The sequence below is a fragment of the Granulicella paludicola genome (genome assembly GCF_025685545.1).
In the GTDB taxonomy this organism is placed as follows: domain Bacteria; phylum Acidobacteriota; class Terriglobia; order Terriglobales; family Acidobacteriaceae; genus Granulicella; species Granulicella paludicola.
Genome location: NZ_JAGSYC010000026.1, coordinates 416,056 through 439,906, shown reverse-complemented (window position 1 = coordinate 439,906; position 23,851 = coordinate 416,056). Strand labels below are relative to the sequence as shown.

Sequence of the window (23,851 nt, the reverse complement as noted above, 5' to 3'; positions counted from 1 at the left end):
GCTTTGGGCGGGGTTGGACGAGCGATACAAGCTCGCGCTGCGTATTCCGATGTCTAAAAATGCGGGGTTTCTTCGCTAAAGAGCGTAGTGGAGCTGCGCTGGTCCGGTCATAACGCCAGATTTTGGTCGAGGTTTTTGGGGCGGGGCGGTGTCCCGGAATGGCTCGTTCCTGTTTTGGTTCCCAAAGTGGGTGGGGTTGGTCCATGAACTTTCATGTGTGATGTGCCGGAGAGGGGCTTTGGCATCGCAACCTAAGAAGACTGCTTCCGCCGTGAGGGTTGATGATTGCGGCGAAGTTGCCGATAAGGGTCATCAGGAGAAGGTCCGGAACATTTGGGCAGATCCGGACAGCGGATGCAGAGCAGGGATTCGAGGGCCACGATCATGGGTGTTTCACTGATTCGCAATTTTCGCCGTAACGCTGCTGCGTTCGGCTTGTTCTCTTCACTCTCTATCGTTTTGACGGGTTGCACGGGCGCTTTTGCCAACTTTCCGGAAAGCACGACCTCGCAAATTGTTACGACCCCGATAGGTACGTTACAGGGCAGTACGTATGGTGGTCAGCAGCCTGTTTGGAACTCGCATGTGTATCTGATGAAGGCGAGCACGAACGGTTACAAAACGACGAGCACGTCGATTTTGCAGGCAGGATCGAACACGGCGGCGGATTCGAGCGGCAACTACTACGTCACAACAAACGGGTACGGCAACTTTACGATCACTGGCGACTATACGTGCACCTATAACGCGAGCACACCTTCGCAGTCGGATCAACTTTACCTAGTGTCCCTGGGTGGCAATGCGAACTACAGCACACCTGCCACTCCAACGGGCGGGTACAACAATGCGTACATTGGCTTGATGGCGGTGCTGGGTGCTTGCCCGTCAACGGGAACATTCGCGGGGCAAATCAGCTACATCTACATGAACGAGGTTTCGACAGTGGCGGCGGCATACGCGCTGGCGGGATTTGCGGGCAGCAGCACTACCGTGGGCAGTACGTCGGGCGGACGGATCGGCCTGGCGAATGCGTTTGCGAATGCGAACCAGCTGTATGACATTCAGGGGCTGGCGAGCCCGCTCACGCACGAGGCGCGTCTGACCACGCCAGCCTCGACAGCGGCCCTTACCGGGACGGTGCCCAACACTACCCTGAACACGCTGGGCAACATTCTGGCATCTTGCATCAATCAGGCGCAGACGACGACGGCGCCGCCAACGGGCGGCAACTGCCAGACGCTTTATAACCTGACAAGTCAATCTCCGGACACGGCCTCAGCGGCGATCTACATTGCGCAGCATCCGGCGGCGAATGTGGCGACTCTGTACGCGCTGCAGTCGCAGTATGTGCAGTTCCCGACGAAGCTGGCGAGTCAGCCAAACGATTTCTCCATCGGGATCAAGTATGCGGGTACGACGACGGCAAATCCGGTGGATGTCGCTATCGATGCGAATGGCTATCCCTGGTACACCACGAGCACGACCTTGGCGAAGTTGACACCTCTCGGTGTGCAGGTGGCCGGCTCGCCGCTCAACATGCCGAACGCGAACTACCTCTCGGTGGATCCTTCGGGCAATGTGTGGGTAACGGCAAACAACCTGGTGTACGAGGTGACAAACGCAGGAGCGAACGTCACGGGTAGCCCGTACTCGAATGCGGTGCTCGCTGCGGGCTTGGGGACCATTGCGACCGATGCTGCAGGCGCGTATGTGGCGAACCCGAACTACGGGCTCAACCTGCTGACGTTGAACACCCCCGGCGCGGTGACACGCATCCTTCCCTCCGGCGGTTCGGCAACCTATAACTCGTACTACAACGGCGTGACGGGTCTGCTAGGCGGTGCGGTCCTGAATAACATTCCGTACGTCAGCCAGGTGGCTAGCGGAAATACGGGTGTGAACGGACACCCGACGGTGCTGGTTTCAGGAGATGTCGGCAACTGCATCCTTTCGCTGTTCATCTGCGAGGGCGTAGCGATTCAACAGGTAGACACCACGACCGGCTTCCCGGGGGGCTTGCTGCTTTCCAGTCCGAACTGGTCGACAAATCAGGTCGGCAATCCCAGCCCGTATGGCTGCGTCATCCTCGTTCTTTGCTCAGCCTTCCAGACTCCTGGGTTTCTTGCGGCTGATAACGCGAACGTGACCTGGGCATCAGTGTTGGCGACGGGAACGGGCGGCACCGATAAGCTGGCGCGCATCACAAATGCTGGCGCAATCACCTTGCTGACGGGCGGCGGTCTTAACAGCCCACAGGGCGTGGCGGTGGACGGTAACGGCAACGTGTTCGTCGCGAACAAAGGCGGCAACTCGCTGCTGGAGTATGCCGGTTCAGCCCAGACCGAAGTGACGACCTCGAACGGCTACATTGGAGCGTCCAGTGGATCGGTACTCACCACTCCAACGACGCTGGACATTGACCCTTCCGGCAATGTCTGGGTGGTGAACGCGGCAGGCAGTAACGGTGCGCTGACGGAGTTTATCGGGTTAGGCAGCCCGGTGGTTCGTCCGCTCTCGGCTGCGGGTGCAGCCAACAAGCTTGGTACCACGCCCTAAGGTGTGTTGCCGAAAGAGACGCTGGGCCTTCGGACCCGACGTGAACGTGCAGACTTGTGGAACCGTGGCGCAGGCGGAACATCTTCTGCGCCACGGTATTTTTTTTGGAGTAAGTAAGAGGTGGGGCGGAGTTCTTACGGCGCTACTTCGTGGATGGGGTCGAAATTTGGGAGGTAGCTGCATGTTCCAGCTCAAAAAACACAGGAGCTGGACGCTGTAGCTGCGTATACTTTGGGAGAGACCTCCGGAGCTGCTCGGCCATGAAAGAGTTGCCAGAGTTGCGGAACTATCTTCGTACCGATGGGTGCGAGGGTTGCGTTCTCCCGTTTGTCTGCTGTCCTGGAGTCGTCCTGCCTTAGTTCATGCGAGCTTGTTGCTACTGCTTCTGCAGCAGCCAACCAGAAAGGGACCTCTGCTTTGGTGGAGGTTCGCAAAGATGACAAGTTATGAGACAGACGAGCATGTTCAGGACCCCTGTTGTATTCGCTTCCCAATTTTCTCTCTGCTTCAAACTGTGGCGTAACTGCGCCGGGCTTCTTCTGGTGCTTTCGGTGCTGGCTGCAACGAGTGGTTGCACAGGCGACTTTAAGAGCCTGCCATCGGTCAGCTCGATGGACAGCGAGGATGTACCGATCGGGAACCTGAGTGGCAGCGTGCATGGTGGGCAGGCACCGATCTGGAATTCGCACGTGTACCTGATGAAGGCCACGACGGGCGGATATGGGCTGGCGAGTCTTTCAATGCTGAAGGCCACGGGCGGAAACACGACAGCGGACACGACCGTGCTGGGGACAACGGCAAACCCTGCCTACTACGTGACGTCAGATGGCACGGGCAACTGGAATATCACAGGCGATTACACCTGCAGCTACAACACATCGAATCCGGCTCTGTCGGACCAGTTATACATGCTCTCGCTGAACGGGAACACGTGGTTCCTTCCGGGCACGCCACCAACGGGCGGAGCGATGAATCCGGCGATCGGGTTGATGGCTGTGCTGGGCCAGTGTCCTTCGAACGGCACCTTTGCGGGACACCTGAACTACATCATCATGAACGAGGTATCAACGGTAGCGGCGGGGTATGCGCTGGCCGGTTTTGCGACGAATAGCAGTACCATTTCCAGCGGCAGCTCGACGCAGTCGATGCAAGGATTAGCGAATGCGATGGCCAACGCGGACCAGCTATACGACATTCAGAACCGGTTGAATTCTTCGACGCATGAGGCGCGCACCGTAACGCCTGCGGGTAATGGCGTGGTGCCGTATAAGACGATCGACACGCTGGCGAACATCCTGGCGGCCTGCATCAACGCCGTGGGCGGGACGGCATGTGGCACGCTTTCGACCTATGGCGGCGGTTATTCGGACACGGCGAGCAATCTGATCTGGATTGCGCAGCATCCGGCGGCGAACATCTCTAACCTCTATGCGCTGCAGGCGAGTTATGTTCAGTTTGCGGATTCGCTGACGACGAAGCCGAACGATTTTTCGGTGGGGATCACCTACTCGTCAACGGCGTTGAGCAGCCCAGTCGGAATCTCGATCGATGCGTCAGGGAACGCGTTTGTGTCGAGCTCGGGACAGACGGCTTCGATCTCGAAGTTCAGCCCGCTGGGTGTGCTGGCGACGGGTTTCCCGGTGGGAACGGCGGCGAGCAGCTATAACGAGATCGATACGTCGGGCAATGTTTGGGCGACTACTACAAGCAATGTGATGGAGTATTCGAACAGCGGCACGCTGATCGCAGGCTCGCCGTATACGGATGGCGGCGCGTTTGCGTCCGCAATAGGGATTACGTCCGACGGCTCCGGAAATACGTATGTGGCCAACACTGCCGGAACCAACGGCGCGATCGTGAACTTCGCACCGAACGGCAACTTCATCAAGATCAGCGGGTCTGGAACGAACCCGACCTATACGACTCTCTCTTCCACAAACCTGTTTTTAGGAACGATTAGCCAGAACAACTACTCACAGCCGACATATGTGGCTGCGGATCAGGCGGACTACTTCTGGTCCACGCTCACTGCCACCAACCAGATCGCACGCATCGGCCCGACAGGCACGGCGGTCTTCCGTGGCGCGGTGGGATCTCTGAACGCGCCGACTGCGGTCGCACTGGATTCAGCGAACAACGGATGGACGACCTGGAATGGATCGAATGCGGTGACCAAGACGACCTCGACCGGTTCCAGCACGACGTATACCGGCGCTGGCCTGAATGGTCCAAAGGGTGTTGCAATCGACGGGGCGAACAATGTGTTTGCTGCGAATTCAGTCGGTACGGTGTCCGAGGGCACGAGCGCGGGCGCGGCGGTGACGGTGCCGGCGAGTGGAACCGGAGGGACAACCGGGTATGCGGCGCAGTCGACGCTCGGAACCACGACGGGGATCGCGGTCGATATTTCAGGCAATGTTTGGACGACGAATAACAGCACGAGCACGCTAACGGAATTCATCGGGCTGGGTGTACCGGTGGTGACGCCGCTGGCTGCGTTCACCGGTATTGCGTCGAACAGCCTGGGAAATAAGCCGTAACGGCGGCTGCCGTTAGAATTGTTGTCTGATGTCGACCACTGTTCGTTCGTACTCGAAGATTAATCTTGGCCTGGCGGTGGGACCTGCGCGTGAGGATGGATTTCACTGTCTGACGACGGTGTACCAGACGCTGGCGCTACACGATCTGGTGACGGTAAAAGCGCGGGCTGCTGCGGAGACGGCGGTTCGGCTGAGTTCGGACCATCCGGGGGTGCCGACCACGAAGGCAGGTTCGGCGGAGCGCAACACGGCATGGAAGATAGTGGCCGGTGCTCTGAAGCGCATGGGGGTGACGGCTGAAGTCGATATTCATATCGAAAAGCGGCTTCCGGTGCAGGGCGGGATGGGTGCTGGATCGGCCAATGCTGTTGCGGCGCTTGTTGGATTGGAGCGGGAGCTTGGTTTCGCGCTCCCCGGGCCGGAACGGCTGAAACTGGCGGCTGCGGTAGGGTCGGATGTGCCGCTGTTTCTGTTGGGGGGGACGGTTCTGGGGCTGGGCCGTGGGGAAGAGGTGTTTCCGCTGCCGGAGGGTGGCCCGAACGGCGGAGCGCTGCATTGCGTCATCGGGGTGCCCGGTGCAGGAGTTTCGACGGCCCTGGCTTTTCGGGATCTGGACCTGAGAATGCGCGAGGAAGAGGAAGCTTCATTGACTTCCGGGCCACCTGTGGATAAACTAAAAGAGTTGAGCTATGCCGTAGCAGCCGTCTGGACCCCTGGGGGACAGGTTGGCGCTGAGGTTGGCCCCTCCGGTATCGCCCGGCCTGAGACTGGTTTCCAAACCGCCAAAGGCAATCAAGGTGATCTGGCCGAGAATCCTCTTCTCGCGCTTGTCCGCACCGGGATCGAGAACGACTTCGAAGAGGTCGTGTTCTCACAGCATCCCTCCTTGCGTTCAACCAAGCGTGATTTGTTGGGAAGTTCGGGTGACGGTGCGATCTACGCAGCGTTATCAGGGTCAGGTTCTGCGTTGTTTGGACTCTATGAGTCGAAGGCAGCAGCGGAGGCGGCTCAGCAGCGTGTGCAGCACGGTGGCACGCGGGCGATCCTGACGGTGACCCTGCCTCGCCAAGCGTACTGGCACGGTATGTTCGCAGAGTGACAGTGTCGGCAAATGTGTGAAGCGCGCCGACAGTACTGGGCGATCGACTAATGGTAGGTCAACTGCCTTTGACGCAGTTTGTCTAGGTTCGAATCCTAGTCGCCCAACCACCTAAGGTCGATCGGTTGAGTTATTGAGTGGTAACTCCTCGAACCAGGAAGTAAGAAGTTCTTCGCGGAAGCGAAGGTGTGACTTACCTCTCCTATAAGCTCTTGAGGCGAAGGTCCGAGAGTTGTAGTTAGGGAGCTTTTGATTTTCGGCAGGCACAAGGCCAGCCAGAGATTTTGTACGTCCCGCTCAACGAGTGCCGGAAGAATCCGGAGAGAGCGGGAGATGCAAGAAGTTCGCGGTACACGGCATGGTGCAATCGACCCGGCCAGTACCGATAAGAGACCGAAGTAGCAGCAAACGCGGTACTAACAAGCAGTAACGAATGTCCATAAGGTCAACCAACCTGGAGGATTTCAAACGTGAGTGAACAAAACACGACTGCGGTCTCTTCCCCGAGTTCTACACATGATGGCTCCCATCAAGCGGCCAAGGCCGCGCATGGTGAGCAACCGAAGCAAGCTGTTGATTTGACAGCCTCTGGTTTGGGAACGAAGGCACCCGTAGAGGGAAAAGCGACGGAGAAAAAACGCTCCTCGAAGCTTTCGGACGACAAGCGCTTCAAGATCTTCTCCGGCTCGGCTAACCGGCCATTGACGGAGGCGATCGGTAAATTCCTGGGCGTCCCCGTCGGGGAGACCCGCTTACAGCGGTTCTCTGACGGGGAAACCCATTTTCAGCTCCTTGAAAACGTGCGAGGCGTGGATGTATTCCTGGTCCAGCCCACCTGCCATCCAGTCGACCAGAACCTGGTCGAACTGCTGATCATGATGGACGCGCTACGGCGCGCCTCGGCAGGACGAATCACGGTAGTTGTTCCGTACTACGGCTATGCGCGTCAGGATCGCAAAGATCGGCCGCGTGTAGCGATTACCTCGAAGCTGGTGGCAGATCTGTTGACGACAGCCGGCGCAAACCGCGCGCTATTCGTTGATCTGCATGCAGCTCAGATTCAAGGCTTCTTCAATATCCCGGTCGACCATCTGTTTGCCAGCCCCGTGCTGGTGGGTTACTTCCGCGATCTGAACCTGCCGAACCTCACTGTGGTCAGCCCTGATGCTGGCGGCGTGGAACGAGCAAGATTTTTTGCGAAGAAACTGGAAGTGCCGTTGGCGATCGTCGACAAGCGCCGTACTGATATCAACGTCACCGAAGTGATGAACGTGATCGGCGATGTAAAAGGACGAACCTGTCTGATTCTTGATGACATCGTCGATACGGCCGGAACGCTGGTGAAGACCGCAGAAGCCCTGTTGGATCAGGGTGCGGACAAGGTGTATGCATGTGCCTCGCATGCGGTGCTCTCAGGGCCCGCGGTGGAGAGAATCCGGTCCTCGCGATTGGAACAGTTTGTAGTGACGGACACGATTCCGCTGTCCGCCGAAGGCCTGAAGCTTGAGGCTGAAGGAAAGATCAAGGTGCTTACGATTGCAGGCCTGCTGGGCAGGGCGATCGAGAGCATTCATATGGAGACCAGCGTGAGTACGCTGTTCAACTAGTCTCCACAAGAGTTTTTGTAGGTTGCAGAGTTTTGTGAGTTGCAAGAAAAGGGAGCGAGGCTCAACCTCGTGCCCGAAAGGACAACGAAAATGGCAAGCACCAAGATTGACGCAGTCGTCGCAACGCCCCGCACGGGCACCTTCAACAAGAACCATGCACGCCGCGTGCGCGTTCAGGGCTTGATTCCCGCAGTGGTTTACGGCGCTGGGCAGGACTCGGTCGCCGTTACGGTCGACCCCAAGGTGATCACCAAGATTCTGTACTCGGAGTCAGGTCACAACACGATTTTTGATCTGTCCATCGAAGGTCATGGCAACACAAAGGTCATGATCGTCGACTGGCAGAACGAGCCCATCAAGGGCAAGCTGCTGCACATCGACCTCAAGCGCATCGCAATGAACAAGACCATGCGCGTATCGGTTCCCGTTCAGCTCGTCGGAACGCCTGTGGGCGTGAAGACCAGCGGCGGTCTGCTTGGCCAGGTTCTGCACGAGGTCGAGATCGAGTGCCTCCCGGACAACATCCCAAGCCACATCGACATCGACGTTTCGAACCTGGAGCTCAACGGCGCGATCCACATCTCCGACCTGCCGCACAGCGACAACATCAAGTTCCTCGGCGAAGAGAATGCTCTCGTTGCTCACGTAACTGTGATCAAGGAAGAGATAGCTGAAGAGGTTGCACCGGCCGAGCCTGAAGTAGCGAAGAAGGGTAAGCAGGATGCTCCTGCTGCCGACACTGCGAAGAAGTAGTTTGGAAGAGTGGTAAGTGACAAGTGTTAAGTGAGAAGTAAGACGATGGCTAATATGACTTATCACTTATCACTCTGCACTTATCACTCGTTCTTCTCTAAAGGAGAAGAACGATGAAGTTGATTGTCGGTCTTGGGAATCCTGGTCCGGAGTACGCAACGACGCCGCACAATGCTGGTTTTATGGCGATCGATCGCATTGCTAGGCTATGCGATGTGCAGGTCACCAATTTTCGCGGCCGGGCAATGACCGCGAAGACAAGGTTGATGGGACATGAAGTTCTACTGGCAAAGCCGGGAACCTTCATGAACCTGAGCGGGCTCTCGGTAGCCGCTCTGCTGAAAGAGTTAGGGCTTGGTGTCGAGGACCTGATCGTTCTCTATGACGAGCTTGCATTTCCGTTGGGCACCCTGCGATTGGCAGAGCGTGGATCGGCAGCCGGGCATAACGGAGTGAAGTCGATCTCCGCTGAGCTTGGGACGCAGGATTGGTTTCGCGTTCGGATCGGAGTCGGCAAGCCGCCTCTCGAATCCGGCCGAGTGATCAAGGCCGGCGGCAAGGATTTCCTGTTGGCTCCGATGCGCAAGCAGGAGTTGGCAGAGTTGGACGAAGTGCTCGACCGGGCTGTACGAGCGGTTGAGGTTGTGCTGACGAAGGGTGTCAGCGCAGCGATGAATGAGTTCAATCGCAAGGTTGAACCTGAGAGTACGTAAGCAGCAGTAATAAGCAGCAAGGAAGCAACAATCTTCCACACCGGTTTCGGTAGGAAGCAGACCGAAGCGGTGCGGGGCAGAACCCCGCAGAAAGAAGTAACTATGAATCGCTCTTATGAAGTGATGTTTATCGTTCGGCCGGACGTTGATGAGGCTGAGCTCGACAAGCTGATCGAAACGTTCTCCGGCTATGTTACGACCGGCGGCGGCACGATCCGTTCGACCGAGAAGATGGGCCGTCGTCGCCTAGCCTACACGGTCAACAAGTTCAACGATGGCTTCTACCTCCTGCTGATCATTGAAGCGCCCGCGTCGCTGATCTCCGAACTCGAGCGCCGTCTGCGCGTGTCGGAGCAGGTGATCAAGTTCATCACCGTTCGCACGGATGAGGAAGACAAGCGCGTCGCCAAGATCAAGAAGCACCGCGATGCGCACGTGAAGCGCTCCGCTCTGCCGCAGGTCAACGCTGAAGCCGCTGCTGCTACCGAAGCTCCTGTTGCCGCGCCCGCTGCTGTTGCAGCCGAGCCGGTTGCCGAGCCCGCTGCTGAAGCTGCTGAGCCCGTCGCCGCACAGGTCTAAGTACACAAGAGTTTCGCCGGACACGCAGTTGCGCGTTCGGCTGATGAGGACGAGAGCAACGCTGCAGAGTGCTTCCAAGGTCAGCAAGGTTTGACCGAGTCCAGGAACCCCAACGCGGGTTCGGAGCAAGCGCAGCAAAACCGGGCTGGAGACTTCAGATGAAGGATTCCGGTCAGACAAAGGATAAGCAACATGGCTGATGAGATTGTGAATCAAGCAGCAACTCCCGCGGCTCCGGCTGAGGGTGCTACGGCTTCCGCTCCGGCGGCACGTACGGGTTATCAGGGAACGCGTCCTGCGGGCGCACGTCCTCCGCGTCCTGCGGGTGGTCCTGGTGGCGGTCCTGGCGGACGCAAGTTCTTCCGCCGCAAGAAGGTCTGCAAGTTCACGGTAGAGAAGATCGACACGATCAGCTACCGCGATGTGCGCCTGCTTCAGCAGTTCGTGTCGGACCGCGGCAAGATCATCCCGCGCCGTCTCTCGGGCACCTCGGCTCCGTTCCAGCGCAAGCTGACGCGCGCCATCAAGCAGGCCCGCGCGATCGCCCTTCTGCCCTACGCCGCGAAGTACTAAACCCGGCGGACCCAAGGTTCCTACCGCACAGAGCTCTGTGCACGCAGTATTTGGAGAACAGTCATGGAAGTGATTCTCAAAGAAGACGTAAACAAGCTGGGCCATCGCGGCGATGTCGTGAAGGTTGCAGCCGGCTACGGCCGCAACTACCTGCTGCCCGGCAAGCTGGCCATCGAGGCCACGCCTGCGAATAAAGCAGTCATCGAGCAGATGAAGGCTTCGGCCGTCCGCAAGTCGGCCTCTGAAAAGGGCGGCGCGGAAGAGCTCGCAGCCAAGCTCAACGAGCTGGTGCTCACCTTCGAGCGCAAGACCGGCGACAGCGATCAGCTGTTCGGTTCTGTCACCTCGTCGGACATCGCGCACGAGCTCGAGAACCAGGGCTACAAGGTGGACCGCCGCAAGATCCACCTCGAAAACCCACTCCGCACCGTGGGCGAGTTCCATGTGCCGATCAAGCTGCACCGTGAGGTTTCGGCCCACCTGCAGGTGACGATCAAGAGCGACGCTCCAGAGAAGCCGATCTCGGCAACCCCGGAAGACGACGACACGGCATTCCGCTCCACCTACAAGGGTGAAGTGGACTTCCAGCGCGAGTAGTTTTTACTGGCAATTCTCAAAACAACGCCCCACTTCATTGAAGTGGGGCGTTGCTGTTTTGGGCTAGTTATAGATATGCTTCCTAAGTGTTTCCAGCTAGCGCAATATGTAAATCCGAAACTCCGGTTGCTTTTGCGACCTGCTCCACAACTTATATTGCCGGTCTGCCTGCCATGACTCGTATAGCTTGTAGTGCATTTGCAGAAGAGTGGCGAGTTGCGGCCAACGGTCGAGCCTCGAAAAGCCAGCGTTCTCTGCAAAGCAATCCTGATTAGTAATCACGATCTGACCAGGCAAAGACGCAGTTATAGCGGATATGAAATCGGCGCGATACTCCTTCTGCTCCTGGGAATCCTGCGTAAAGAAATAGCAGTCGTATAAATATCCGGTGTCCTGAACCTGGCGCATATTGTAAAGCGTGGCTAAACAACCGCTATAGGTATCAAGACACTGGACCCTTCCGGGAACGAGACGCTGGGCGGCTGCGAGATCTGTCTGAAGCTCCGTCTCCAGCGGAGCTAAAGCCTCATAGGAGGCAGTCTTGCTAGTGGCCTGCAGTGCGAACCAAAAACTAAAAACAGTGAGTGCAGCTAGTGACAGATACCGTGATCTGTCTTTTTGCTCGATCATCTTTACCAAGACAATGCAGCATAAAAGCAGCAGCGGTCCCAACAAAGGATAGCGTTGATATGATAGCCCCTTGCCTTGGCAAAGATAGGAAACGAATCCAGAGAGTGCGGCGAATGCAACCACTCTAAGCGAACGTGACCAGATATGGATATGTTTATATGCTGCCAAGCCAGTCAAGGCGGAGCAGACGAGTACCAAACTGATTACGGGGGAAACCGAATGCACGAGCAGGAAGACAAAAGACTTGCGACCTAAGCTCGCATGAACCGCACCTAACTTTTGAATATCTCGCATGAAGCCAAGAAGGGCGTGATTGCGAAAAAGCCAGATCAGTGCCAGTGATGGTGCCAGAAGGGCTCCGCAAACTCCAGTAATGCTTGCCTTTATACGGCTGGAGGTACGCTCGCCGTCGTACCTCAAAATTACGGGAAGCCAGAAGAGTAGGAAGATAGTAGGCTTTATGGTGACTGCTAGTCCAACGAAAGCTTCAAAGACGAACAAGCTAAGTAGGTAGCTGCGAGACAAACGGAGAAACGCACCGCAGGCGATGAGAGCCAAAGCCGCTATCGCAAAATCCCGCTGGCCGACCTGAGCCAGTCCGTCCTGTAGATGAAACAGTGTCAAAAGGGCTGCGGCACATAGCGCACCCACCTTGGGCCAGTAGCGCCGTTCCGAGCAAAGCCACATGCCGAGACCCGCCGCTATACAAAGGGCCAGATCATAAATCCGTGCGGCTTGATCGCCTGCGCCTACGAAATGAACCTCGACAAACTCCAGAAAATAGGTTCCCGGAAAATTGAAATCCTTCAGGTCAACGTAGGGCTTCGCACCATGCCGCATCGCAAAGACAATGTAGTGAAAAATTCCTTCGTCCCCAAAGAGAGGCCAATGCCATGCGTAAAGAACCGCGACAGCAGCGCAAACGGTTGTAACAGCAGCGCAAAAAATTCCTGTAAGCCAGGAAGCAAGCCCACCTACACTTTCAAACTCTGATTGAGTGTTGAGTGTTGAGTGTTGAGTGTTGAGTGTTGAGTGTTGTGCATTCTCAAATCCGTTAGGAGCATCTCAGCGGTCGGACGGCGGAGAAAGGGTCAGTGTTGGAGTTAAAAAGACAAACGGTTCTAGATATCCATCACTCGTATTTGAGCGTGGTCACGGGATCGAGGCGGGCTGCACGATTGGCGGGCAGGGTACCGAAGATGATGCCTACGATGACCGAGGTCAGCAGTGCGATGATGGCGCTGAGCCAGGACATCGGAATGGCGAAGTCGGTGAAGAGGCGTACGCTCAGCGGAAGCATCAGGCCAAGGACCGTGCCGATCAGGCCCCCGGAGAGCGAGAGGAACACCGCTTCGGTGAGGAATTGCAGGCGGATCTCGCGGCTTGTGGCGCCGAGAGCTTTGCGGATACCGATCTCGCGGATGCGCGACTGCACGTTCGCCAGCATCGAGTTCATGATGCCCACGCCGGAGACGACCAGTGTAATAATCGCGCCGAGCACCAGCACAACGTTCAACATATTCGCGATCTTATTCATCGTCTGCAGAATGTCGGTAAGCGTCTGGGCTTTATAGACGCTGGTGCTGTGGTGACGACTGTGGATGATCTGCGTGATCTTCGCGGCACCGGGCTCAACTTCCTGCGGAGAGGACATGCTGAAGAAGATCTCCTTCAGCGTGTCGGAGCCGGTGAAGTAGCGAGCTACTTCGTAGGGTACGAGCATGGTGTGCTCGGAGATCTCGGACTGTCCGAAGGTGTCGATGCTCTCTTTGAAGACTCCGATGACTGTGAAGGGTATACCGCGTATGGAGACAGTACGGCCGACAGCCTGCGAGTTGGTTCCAAAAAGCTCCTTCGCCATCGTAGTGAAGATGACGGCGACCTTGGCATGGGTGATGGCGTCCTGATCGTCAAAGAAACGGCCAGCGAGCACCTTCAAGTTGCGGACCTGCTTATACTCCGGGCTTACGCCCAGCAGCATGGTGTCTTTGCTGATGCCGTTTCCAATGGCGATGCGATCGTGATACTCCAACATAGGCGAACTGGCAACGATGCCGGGTACCTGATCGTCGACAACTTTCATGTCCTCGCGGGTCATGTAGTCAGGGGAGCTGACGTTGTCAGGTCCCATCACCTCGCCGCCGGAGTACTGCATCTCGACCTTATTCGGTCCGAGGCCGGAGATGGTGTCGAGCGCATACTGCTTGCCGGTGAGGCCGACCGTGACGACGAGTACGATCGACGCCGAGCCGATGACCATGCCGAGCATGGTGAGCAGGAAGCGGGTTTTGCTGCTCTTGAAGCTATCGATGGCGAGGTTTATAGTCTCGCGAAAGGCGACGGTGGAGCGTGCACTGCGCAGTGTACTGTCGAAGGTGTCGCGAGTTGGAGTGGCGGTAGGCATGAAAGGTTCCGTCTTCGCTGCGGGCAGCAAATCGCAGCAAATATAAGCGTAGCAGCAACAGTCATTTGGATGCTTGGGGTATGGGCGCGGTTCCAATACCTGTGGCAGCAGTTCTTTCTGGCAGCGCGATTGTGATGGCAAACACATACAGGGGCGGCGGGGCGCGGTGTATAACGGAAGCTATCAAGTCAATCCTGCAGGATACCCCTGCGCAGGTTGTCAGACCCTTTCAGGCCAGGATGCCGGAAGGCTGACGCTGTCTCGTATTCCCTATCCAGACCAGCATTTGTAAGCTTCCCCGTATTAGCTTCGGGGACCTCGCAGCCATGACGAAAGGTGTTTCGATGAGCGTGACCAGAAGAGATTTTCTTACACGAGTAGGCCAGATGAGCGGATATGGCGCTACGTTCGCTACCATGCAGGCGCTTGGTCTGCTGCCGATGAAGGCTGAGAACCCCGCGTATGTGCGCGCGGAGCAGGGCTCGGGTAAGGGAACAAAGCTGGTGGTCGTCGGCGCTGGTGTCGCTGGCCTGTGTACCGCCTACGAGGCGAAGAAGCTTGGCTACGAGGTGACGCTGCTGGAAGCCGGCAATCGCCCCGGTGGCCGCGTCTGGAGCGGTCGCAACGGCGACGTGGTCGAGTTCGAGGACGGCACTAAGCAGACCATTGAGTGGACGAAGGGGCTCTATCAAAACATGGGGGCCGGACGTCTGCCTTCGATCCACGGCACCACTCTGGGATATGTGCGGCAGTTCAACATCCCGATGGAGATCGAGGTCAACACCTCGCGGTCAACGTTTCTGCAGAACGACCATATCAACGGCGGCAAACCCTACGCGCAGCGCAAGGTGATCAACGACTCGCGCGGACATGTGAGTGAATTGCTGAGCAAGGCGGTCGCCGGGGGCGGTTTCGACCAGGAGTTCAGCACCGACGATAAGAAGCGGTTGATGGATTTCCTCAGTTACTACGGGCCGCTGGATAAGGCAGGAAAATACAAGGGCTCAGACCGCGCGGACCTGAAGCAGTATCCCGGCGCGGGACCGCAGGACATGATCGTAAACGAAGATACGATTCCGCTCGATACGATCCTCAAGGCAAACTTCCTCGGTTATGAGATGTACGAAGAGGCATGGGACTGGCAGGCGACGATGTTCCAGCCGAAGGGCGGCATGGACGCGATTCCGTATGCCTTCGCAAAAGCTCTAGGCCCAGTGCTGCATCTGAACTCGCCCGTGACAGCAATCGCGAAGACAGGTAAAGGTGTGACCGTTACCTATCTAAAGGAAGGCAAGGAAACCCACATTACTGCCGATTACTGCGTGAGTGCGATGCCGCTGACGATCTTGCGGAAGATCAAGGTAGACCTGGATCCGGCGCACCAGGACGCTGTGACAAAGGCGAGCTATCGCGGATCGTACAAGATCGCGTGGGAAGGGCCGCGGTTCTGGGAGAAGGACTTTAACATCTACGGCGGGCTGTCGTTCCTTTCGCAGGGGCCGAGCCCGCTCTGGTATCCGTCGGCTGATATCTTCAGTGATCGCGGCATTCTCGTTGCCGGCTATCAGGATGAGAGCATCGACCGCTTTCAGACGATGACGTTGCCACAGATGTTTGCTCGTTCGCGCGGCAGCGTGGAGCGGTTGCATCCAGGTCATGGAGACAAGCTCGAGAAGCCAATTTTCGTGGGTTGGAAGCGGATGAAGTGGTACGAGGGATCGTGGATCGGCGCTCAGCCCGCTGCTGAGTACGATGTGATGAACCAGCCCGATGGCCCCATCTACTTTGCAGGTGATGCGATGAGCCATGTCGTAGGCTGGCAGGAGGGTGCTTTCCTGAGCGGCATCCGAGCCCTGCAGATGATCAACGACAAGGTAAAGAGCGCGTAGCCAATAACCGAACCGAAGGAGAGTGGAATGAAGCTGAAGAACATGTGGATGGGAGCGGCCTTGCTGGCTGTTTCATGTTGCGGAGCGCAGGCACAGACCAAAGTGACGCGCATGTACGGCACGCCGACGCAGAAATTTGCCAACGCGGTGTGGGCTGGCGATACGCTCTACGTTGCCGGGCAGATGGCTCAGCCTGTCACACCTGCTGATGCAGCCAAGGGCACGCCCGCGGTTTATGGTGACACGAAGACGCAGACACTTAGCGCGCTGTCGATGATCGAGAAGATCCTGAAGGCACAGGGCCTGACGATGGGTGACATCGTGCAGATGGATGTCTTCCTCGCCCCCGATCCTGCAACAGGGAAGATGGATTTTGCTGGAATGAACGCGGGCTACAGCACCTACTTCGGAACGCCCGAGCAGCCAAACAAGCCAGTGCGTGCCGCAATGCAGGTGGCCGCTCTCGCAACCAGCTGGGGACTCGTTGAGATTCAGGTCGTAGCCGTAAAGAGCAAGTAAGTTGTGAATGAAGAAGCGGCGAGGCCAAAAGTCTCGCCGCTTCTTCATTCACCATTGAGCGCAGCCAGATTGGGCGGAATCCATCGGACGCGCGCTTCGATAGAAGCGATCACGTCGAAGTCGTAGTAGCGGGCGTAGATGTCACGCTGCGGTTCAAAGTGCGTTACGGCAAGGTTTACGAACTCGGAGCGAGCCATCGGTTGTCTGCTCTTGAGAAACTCGTTGAGCAGCTTGATCCAGAAAGCTGTGACCGTCTCGTTATACCCGGAGGTCGGCGTATTCTGGCCGCCCACTGCAACGTTGTAGCGCTGCACACACCCTCGCATGTGTTTCAGAGCCGCTTCTTCGCCAAGTAGATGCACATACCAGGCACCACCGAGCAGATGAGCGCCGTGCGTCCAGCGCTCCTTCGGCAGCGCACCTGTTTCGAAGGCGGCCAGGAAGCTGGTCATCTCCTCTTCGGTCGTTGGTAGATGATTCATCGCGCCTACTTCTTATCGACGGAGCTTTCGATCGCTGGCTCGTTCTTCAAATCATGAGCACGCTGCTCAACGGCGCTCATCACGCGCAGAAGATTTCCACCGTAAATCTTCTTGATGTCCTCGGCAGAATAGCCCTTTTCCAGCAGAGCCCGTGTGAGTGCAGGAAATTTATCGTAGCTGCTTAGCTCCGCAGGAACGCAGCCCACGCCATCAAAGTCTGTACCAATGCCGACGTGGTCAATGCCACCGATTTTGACGGCGTGATTGATGTTGGCAACGACATCGGCGAGCGTAGCGGGGGGCAGCTTGGACGCACTCTCTGCCATCAGGGCTTCCGTGGCTGCCTCGCGCGCCGCAGGATCGGCAATCTTCATCGCTTCCTGGTACTTGGCGCGCATCTCCTTCTGCAAGGGCTTGGAGTCGTCGTCGTAGCGTTGCGACAGATAGCCGCAGTCGAAGTTGATCTGCATGGTGCCGCCATTCTTGGCGAGCGCCATGATCATCGCGTCCGTCATGTTGCGCGTGTTGGACGAGACAGCGCGGCAGGACGAGTGCGAAGCGATGACCGGAGCGGTTGAGGTCGCGATTGCATCGTAAAACGTGGCGTCAGCTGTGTGCGAGATATCGACCATCATGCCGAGACGATTCATCTCACGCACCACATCTTTGCCGAAGGGGGTAAGGCCGTTATGGTGTTTCACCTTCGGATTCTCGGCATCCCCCTGCGAGTCAGCCCAATTGTTCGTGTTGAAGTGCGTGAGCGTCATGTACCGCACACCGAGTGCGTAGTAATCGCGCAGCAGGCGCAGCGAATCTTCAATCGCGTGGCCGCCTTCGATGCCTTCGAGCGCGGCGATCTTGTGCTGTGCATGGGCACGGACGATGTCATCTGCCGTAGTCGCAAAGACGAAGTCGTTTGGGTGTGCAGCGACAATATCCGTGCGAACGGTGTCGATCATTTGCAGGGCGCGGTTGGCGGAGTGATTGCCTTCGACATAAGAAGCATCCACATACACTGCGAAAAACTCCGCCCCCAGAAAGCCCTTCATGCGAGCGAGATCGGTCTGGCCACGCTTGTTAGGCGTCGCGATGTTGTAGCCGTCTACGGTGCGTGAGGTGACGTCGTCGTGGGTGTCGATCAGGATCGCTTCGCGAGTAATCTTATCTACCTCTGCCTGCGTTACATGTCGCGGGGACGCGGGGTTCTGGGCCACCAGAGCAAAGGCGATCGGCATAAGTGCGAGAGGCGAAAGAACAAAAGAGCTGAATTTGCGCACGGCGTTAGCACTTCCTCATCTGTAGGGTGTGTGCTTACTCTAAATCAAAGGGCTGCAACGCCGCCTGTTATAGTTCGAAGACCGAAACCAAATTTCTGCATTCCGCGAGGTCTTTCGATGGTTCGCTTCTCTGCATCTCTTTCGCATTCGATGAACCGGCGCTCGTTTCTGCAAGGCTCTGGCGCCCTTGCCGGGGTCAGCGCGCTTGGCCTGAGCGGCTGCGAGAAGCAGGTGCGGACGCCACAGTACTATGCACCGAACCTTCCGCTGTACGACCAGTATCAGCCTCTGGTGCCTATTCGCGCCCACGCCGATCGTATCTTCCGCATTACGGTCTGCCTGCGGCCGTTCCGCGCTGCGGGGCCGCGCATGGATATCGAGAAGGTTGGCGATAAGTCTGTCGTACACAACTATGGGCATGGCGGCAGTGGCTGGTCTCTCTCATGGGGAGCAGCTGCGATTGCGACCAAGAGCGCGATGGTTGCTGCCGATGGCTCACAGGACATCGCAGTCCTCGGCGCAGGGGCGCTGGGTCTGACAGCGGCGACGATGCTACAGCGCGCAGGTGCAAAGGTGACGATTTACGCGAAGGAACGCGCTCCGTATACGCGAAGTTCACGGGCCACAGGGAGTTGGACACCGGACTCGCGTATAGCCCTTGCGTCGGCTGTGCCTTCGAGCTTCGGCGCGGACTGGGAGGCGATGGCTCGTGCCTCGTTCTTCTACTACCAGAGTTACCTTGGCACACCCGGCAGCCCCGTAGAGTGGACCGACCGCTGGCAGCTCAGCGATGAGGAGCCACGCAACCGTGCGGGCGCGCCTGATCCAAACGTGCGCGACGACCGTCCCGCGCCGGTGCATGACTTTATCCATCTCAACAGTCGCATTGCAGACCTGACGCCGCGACCCATCATGATGCCTGCAGGCTCGACGCCCTTCCCGACAAAGTATGTCGCACGCTCCAGCTCCATGACTTTCAACGTGGCGGACTACTCGCGCCAGCTGATGAACGATTTTCTGATCAACGGCGGCAAGATTGAGACGCGGGAGTTCCATTCGCCGCAGGAGTTGACTACGCTGCCGCAGAAGGTGATCGTGAATTGCCCCGGCTACGGCGGACGCTCGCTGTGGAGCGACGAATCGATCGTGCCGGTGCGCGGGCAGATTGCATGGCTCATTCCGCAGGAGGGAGCGGAGTACGGCATCGGCTACAAGGGACTCAATATGCTGGCGCGCCGTGATGGCATCGTGATGCAGTACTCAAAGGGCGGCGAGGACGAGGGCTGGAATGACACCAACGAGACGCCGGATCGTGCCTTTGCAGAAGAGGGCATTGGCGTAATGGCGGAGTTATACGACCGCATGGCGGCGATGCAAAAGAAGAAACCTGCCTAATCATTCGCTGCCTGTCGCGAGGAGAAATGCAGCTGTAAGCGCCATGAGGTTATTACACTTAGGCGGATTCGCTGGAGACGCAAGAGTCCTTATTGCTAGTGAAAGATCGATATCCGATGCAACAACTCTATTGACTTCTCATTCACAAGCTGGCAATGTCAAGGGAATCCCTAAGTTTCGCTCAGCTCTGTCAGTGAATCTTCACGGTCAGCGATTCCTCATCGGCCCGACGTTTTCAAAAACAATATCGGCACTACCGTAGTGGGTATATCCGATTCAAGCGCAGTCCTCGAAGACGACGCTGAGTCAGCAGCTTCCTCAGAAGCTTCAGAATTTTCCGAAAAATAAGTTTCTACCTGGTGCGGGTCTTCTCGCGCTCTTGCTGCTCTGTCTCTTGCGGTAAGGGCATTCTTCATAACCTGCAGCCGCAGGCCACCACCGACTGCTACTTACTCGAACTGCCACTGTCCGTTGTCAGCAGCAGATTCGTGAAAGATCCACACATTGCTTCACCTACTTCTTGGAGGCATGCAACATGCACAGGTCCGCAGCAAAGCCGTACACGTGGCTCGCACTCGTATTCGTATTTTTGGCTAGCGTTTCCAACTTGATGGCGCAGACGAACTACGGTTCCCTCCGTGGAGAGGTCAAGGATGTGCAGGGCGGTCTGATCGCAAGTGCGAAGGTCACACTGACGAACCAGGATACGAAGGTCTCGCGGTCAGTGATGTCGAACTCCTCCGGCAGCTATCTCTTCGGTGGCGTCGATCCAGGAACGTACACGGTAACGGTGACGGTCGCTGGCTTCAAGACATATGAGACCACCGGAAATACTGTGACGCTCGGTAATACGAGCACTGTGGATGCAGCGCTTGCCATCGGCGAAACCTCCGAGACTGTTGAAGTCACCAGCAATACTCTGACCTTGAACACTGCGAGCGCCTCGGGCGGACAACTCTTTAGCGAAACACAGATTCAGGAGCTCCCAAGCCTGGGACGCAACCCCTTCCTGTTGGCCTCTCTCGATGCGAACGTTGTGACCCTCGGCGATCCGCGCTATGTGCGCGCTGAGGATTCCACAGGCAGCTCGCAGGTCTCCCTCGCTGGCGCACCCAGCGGCACGAACAGCTACGCGGTTGACGGCATTCCGGTCTCGACCTCCTCGGGCGGTGAGACCTACATCGTTTCCCCGGATGCAACCTCTGAGGCCAAGGTCCAGACCAACACGTACGACGCTGAAGTCGGTCGTACCGGTGGTGGTGTGTTTGCAAACTCGCTGAAGGTTGGCACCTCGCAGTATCACGGCGAACTCTACGGCGAAACGCGTCAGACTCCGTGGTCCGCGAACGTATGGTTCAATCCGAATCATCTCGCAACCCCGAGCGATACAACCTACCTATACTCCGGTGCTGTTGGCGGTCCGCTCGCTCCGAACTGGATCAAGAAGCCTCACTGGCTGGACAACACCTTCTTCTGGGTGACGGAAGAGGGTTACCGCCAAGGACAGCCCAACACAGGTACGAACTCTTTCTACGTGCCGACTGCGGCCGAGCGCACGGGTGATTATTCGGCGGATGCCGTGGCACTCTACGATCCCACGCAACGTGCAGCGAACGGAACGGATACTTGCCGCCTTAGCAAGCTTGGCGACTGTGGTGTGGCAGGCGGCGCAGCCGACCCCCTGAACGTCATCCCATCGAGCTACATCAACCCGATCGGCAATTTCGTCCTCAGCGTGATTCCGAAGCCGACAAACACCAATGTCTACGGCACAACTACAGCCTCCGGAGCTCAGGCACCGAACTACGTCCTCGCCACACAAAGTTTCAAGACTCGCTCGGACGAGTACGTGGGCAAGCTGGAGCATACCTTCGCGCCCTGGTGGACCTCTTCAGCCTCGTACCTTCACGACGCGATCCAGGAACCTGGTCTCCTCTTCCTCGTTACCAATTACTGCAATTGCACCAAGCTAATCCGCTATTTCGATTCCACGATCTGGAACAACAGCTTCACGTTGAACTCCAGCACGCTGCTCACAGTGGGCTACGGATTCAATCGTTACTACAGCTCAGCTCCACAATATTCCACCGGCTTCAACTCGGCGACGGGTTTCAACGGTTCTGGCTTTCCAACCAGCTTTACTAGCCAGCAACAGTCGCAGACCTTCCCGGCGTTTGCCTTCACGAACGTGACTAACTTTACTGGCACGCTGCTTGGCAGCGCGAGCAGCGGTCCCACTGTTCAGGCTTCGAATAACTTCGTAGCCGTGATCACCAAAACACTCGGACGCAATACCTTCAAGGCGGGGTATGTCTTCCGCGCCTTCAACTACCGCACGTCTCCCACAACCGGCTCAGCAGGCATTTTCAACTTTGACGGACAATACTCGGTGGCCGGCGGCGGATCGCTATCATCGAACGGTCCTGCAGGCTTTGCCGATGCACAGATGGGCCTGCCCAGCAGCGCGACTATGCAGCTCAACGCAGGTCCTTTCTACAACAAGGAAACCTACAACTCGGTTTTCCTTCAGGACGATATCCGCGTAAACGATAAGCTGACCATCAATGCTGGTATTCGTTACGAGTACGAGCTTGGCCAGTTCGAAGCCCACAACAAGTACAACGTTGGCTTCAACCCGAACTCGACGGCTTCTTATACCAACGGAGCGGGCGCGACGGTAAATCTCAAAGGCGGCTTGGAGTTTGCTGGCGTCAATGGTGCACCCATCCACTGCTGCCAGCCGAGCCATGCGAAGTTTTCGCCTCGCATCGGTGTCTCCTACTCGCCGATGAAGGACACCGTTGTCCATGCCGGCTTTGGTCTGTTCTACGCTCCGGTAGGAATCGCCCCTGAAACAGCGGGCTATTCGCAGGTCACCAGCTACGCGCCCGGCAACGCTACGGGTCCGGCCGCCGTAGGTACGAACGCGTATCTGTCGAATCCGTTCAGCAGTGGCGGCGCAAGCGTCCTCCTACAGCCGACAGGCAATACGCTTGGACCGCTGACAGGGGTTGGCGGCTCTCTTGCCGTGCAGGATACAAAGCGCCAAGTCTCCTACGTGGAGCAGTATTCGCTCGACATTCAGCGTCAGCTACCCAAGGACGTTATTGTCAAGATCGCGTATGTTGGAGCGCACGGCAATAACTTCTACAACTCTGTGAACATCAATCAGATTCCGGACTCGGTCCTTGCAACGTATGCACCGGGCGGAGCGAATTACGGTCAGAGCCTTGCGACGAAGGTCACGAATCCTTATTCGGCGACAACGATCGGTGGCATCCCGGCAACAGGTACCGCCTCAGCGTCGAACAAGACGATCGCGCAGGGACAGCTTCTGCTTCCATACCCGCAGTTCACCTCTATCACCGCCTCGGTGTCGGATGGCTACTCCTGGTATAACTCTCTGGCCTTCAAGGCGGAGAAGCGCATGGCTAAGGGCCTCACGATTCTGGGTACGTACACCTGGTCTTCTAACTGGGACAATCTGTACGGAACCGGTTCGCAGGTCTTCTCCACCTACGGCGCGCAGGATAACTACAACATCGGTGCCGAGTATGCTCGTTCGATCAACAGCATTCCCAACCGTGTGACGGCTGCTGTCGTTTACGATCTGCCCTTCGGAAAAGGCCGCAAGTACATGGGCACGGCAAGCGGTTTTGGCGGTCATTTGCGCGATGCTGCTGTAGGCGGATGGACGATTAACTATGAGGTCGTAGACCAGAATGGTGTACCCCTCTCGGTGATCCAGACAGATCAATCGACCAACTACGGCACGACAGGCATCGGTGGTTCGTATCAACGTCCTAACCTTGTTGGCGACCCGCACAACGCATGCGTCTCCGGAAGCCCGCAGGCACGTCTGGCGGCAGGTAAGGCTTACGTGAACTCAGCTGCATTTACTCCTGCACCTGCGTTCACCTACGGCAATACCTCTCGTTCGCTCCCTTGCCGCGCTCCGGGTTCGAACACCACCACAGCATCGATCAACAAGACATTCCACATCTACGGTGCTTTCAACTTCCAGTTCCGTGCCGAGGCGCTCAACCTGTACAACACACCTCAGTTCGGTTACCCCACAACGACCCTCACCACCTCGCAGGCCTCCACGACAGCGACGCCCGCCATTGCAACGTCAGGCCAGTCGTTCGGTCTGCTCAATTCGCAGATCGGCTTCGGTCGAATCCTGCAACTTGGCGGCAGGCTTAGTTTCTAAGCTCGGCATGCATCGCAACAAAGCA

The 23,851-nt window shown here is 57.3% G+C and carries 17 protein-coding genes and 1 tRNA gene; 14 read left to right on the top strand and 4 right to left on the bottom strand.

The window, feature by feature from the left end:
- Nucleotides 1-384: 384 nt before the first annotated feature.
- From OHL14_RS17420 to rplI, 10 genes are all read left to right on the top strand, one after another.
- Nucleotides 385-2,556 carry an NHL repeat-containing protein gene (locus OHL14_RS17420; RefSeq protein WP_263380653.1) on the top strand — a complete coding sequence of 724 codons (2,172 nt, stop codon included), beginning with the start codon at nucleotides 385-387 and terminating at the stop codon, nucleotides 2,554-2,556.
- A gap of 461 nt (nucleotides 2,557-3,017) precedes the next feature.
- Nucleotides 3,018-5,096, top strand: coding sequence for an NHL repeat-containing protein (locus OHL14_RS17415; RefSeq protein ID WP_263380652.1), 2,079 nt, complete (start codon nucleotides 3,018-3,020; stop codon nucleotides 5,094-5,096).
- 28 nt (nucleotides 5,097-5,124) lie between these two features.
- Nucleotides 5,125-6,195 (top strand): 4-(cytidine 5'-diphospho)-2-C-methyl-D-erythritol kinase, encoded by a 1,071-nt coding sequence (locus OHL14_RS17410; RefSeq protein WP_263380651.1) that lies wholly within the window; start codon nucleotides 5,125-5,127, stop codon nucleotides 6,193-6,195.
- Between the two features lie 36 nt (nucleotides 6,196-6,231).
- Nucleotides 6,232-6,305: transfer RNA gene (locus tag OHL14_RS17405), tRNA-Gln, on the top strand.
- Between the two features lie 360 nt (nucleotides 6,306-6,665).
- Nucleotides 6,666-7,802 (top strand): ribose-phosphate diphosphokinase, encoded by a 1,137-nt coding sequence (locus OHL14_RS17400; RefSeq protein WP_449727810.1) that lies wholly within the window; start codon nucleotides 6,666-6,668, stop codon nucleotides 7,800-7,802.
- 90 nt (nucleotides 7,803-7,892) lie between these two features.
- Nucleotides 7,893-8,555 carry a 50S ribosomal protein L25 gene (locus OHL14_RS17395; RefSeq protein ID WP_263380650.1) on the top strand — a complete coding sequence of 221 codons (663 nt, stop codon included), beginning with the start codon at nucleotides 7,893-7,895 and terminating at the stop codon, nucleotides 8,553-8,555.
- 113 nt (nucleotides 8,556-8,668) lie between these two features.
- Nucleotides 8,669-9,268: an aminoacyl-tRNA hydrolase gene (pth, locus tag OHL14_RS17390; RefSeq protein WP_263380649.1), complete on the top strand. Its 600-nt coding sequence runs from the start codon at nucleotides 8,669-8,671 to the stop codon at nucleotides 9,266-9,268.
- 102 nt (nucleotides 9,269-9,370) lie between these two features.
- Nucleotides 9,371-9,847, top strand: a complete 477-nt coding sequence (gene rpsF / locus OHL14_RS17385) for a 30S ribosomal protein S6 (protein WP_263380648.1) — start codon at nucleotides 9,371-9,373, stop codon at nucleotides 9,845-9,847.
- A 192-nt stretch (nucleotides 9,848-10,039) separates the two neighbouring features.
- Nucleotides 10,040-10,420 (top strand): 30S ribosomal protein S18, encoded by a 381-nt coding sequence (gene rpsR / locus OHL14_RS17380; RefSeq protein WP_263380647.1) that lies wholly within the window; start codon nucleotides 10,040-10,042, stop codon nucleotides 10,418-10,420.
- A gap of 63 nt (nucleotides 10,421-10,483) precedes the next feature.
- Nucleotides 10,484-11,017 (top strand): 50S ribosomal protein L9, encoded by a 534-nt coding sequence (rplI, locus tag OHL14_RS17375; RefSeq protein ID WP_263380646.1) that lies wholly within the window; start codon nucleotides 10,484-10,486, stop codon nucleotides 11,015-11,017.
- 96 nt (nucleotides 11,018-11,113) lie between these two features.
- Here the strand turns inward: rplI and OHL14_RS17370 are convergent, their stop codons facing one another.
- Nucleotides 11,114-12,487, bottom strand: a complete 1,374-nt coding sequence (locus OHL14_RS17370) for a hypothetical protein (protein WP_263380645.1) — start codon at nucleotides 12,485-12,487, stop codon at nucleotides 11,114-11,116.
- A 292-nt stretch (nucleotides 12,488-12,779) separates the two neighbouring features.
- A complete protein-coding gene (locus OHL14_RS17365; protein WP_263380644.1) occupies nucleotides 12,780-14,051 on the bottom strand; it encodes an ABC transporter permease in 1,272 nt (423 codons plus the stop codon).
- Nucleotides 14,052-14,395: 344 nt separating this feature from the next.
- On the opposite strand from OHL14_RS17365, the gene OHL14_RS17360 reads away from it, so the two are divergent.
- On the top strand, nucleotides 14,396-15,940 hold the full coding sequence (locus OHL14_RS17360) for a flavin monoamine oxidase family protein (RefSeq protein ID WP_263380643.1): 1,545 nt from the start codon (nucleotides 14,396-14,398) through the stop codon (nucleotides 15,938-15,940).
- Nucleotides 15,941-15,967: 27 nt separating this feature from the next.
- Nucleotides 15,968-16,459 (top strand): Rid family hydrolase, encoded by a 492-nt coding sequence (locus OHL14_RS17355; RefSeq protein WP_263380642.1) that lies wholly within the window; start codon nucleotides 15,968-15,970, stop codon nucleotides 16,457-16,459.
- Nucleotides 16,460-16,503: 44 nt separating this feature from the next.
- On the opposite strand, the gene OHL14_RS17350 is transcribed toward OHL14_RS17355, so the two are convergent.
- Together OHL14_RS17350 and OHL14_RS17345 are read right to left on the bottom strand one after the other, a co-directional pair.
- A complete protein-coding gene (locus OHL14_RS17350) occupies nucleotides 16,504-16,941 on the bottom strand; it encodes a hypothetical protein (protein WP_263380641.1) in 438 nt (145 codons plus the stop codon).
- A gap of 5 nt (nucleotides 16,942-16,946) precedes the next feature.
- Nucleotides 16,947-18,176 carry a dipeptidase gene (locus OHL14_RS17345; protein WP_263380640.1) on the bottom strand — a complete coding sequence of 410 codons (1,230 nt, stop codon included), beginning with the start codon at nucleotides 18,174-18,176 and terminating at the stop codon, nucleotides 16,947-16,949.
- A 192-nt stretch (nucleotides 18,177-18,368) separates the two neighbouring features.
- Between OHL14_RS17345 and OHL14_RS17340 the strand changes: the two genes are divergently transcribed.
- Together OHL14_RS17340 and OHL14_RS17335 are read left to right on the top strand one after the other, a co-directional pair.
- Entirely contained in the window at nucleotides 18,369-19,613 is a 1,245-nt protein-coding gene (locus OHL14_RS17340) for an FAD-dependent oxidoreductase (protein WP_263380639.1), read from the top strand.
- 535 nt (nucleotides 19,614-20,148) lie between these two features.
- Entirely contained in the window at nucleotides 20,149-23,826 is a 3,678-nt protein-coding gene (locus OHL14_RS17335) for a TonB-dependent receptor (protein WP_263380638.1), read from the top strand.
- Nucleotides 23,827-23,851: the final 25 nt, after the last annotated feature.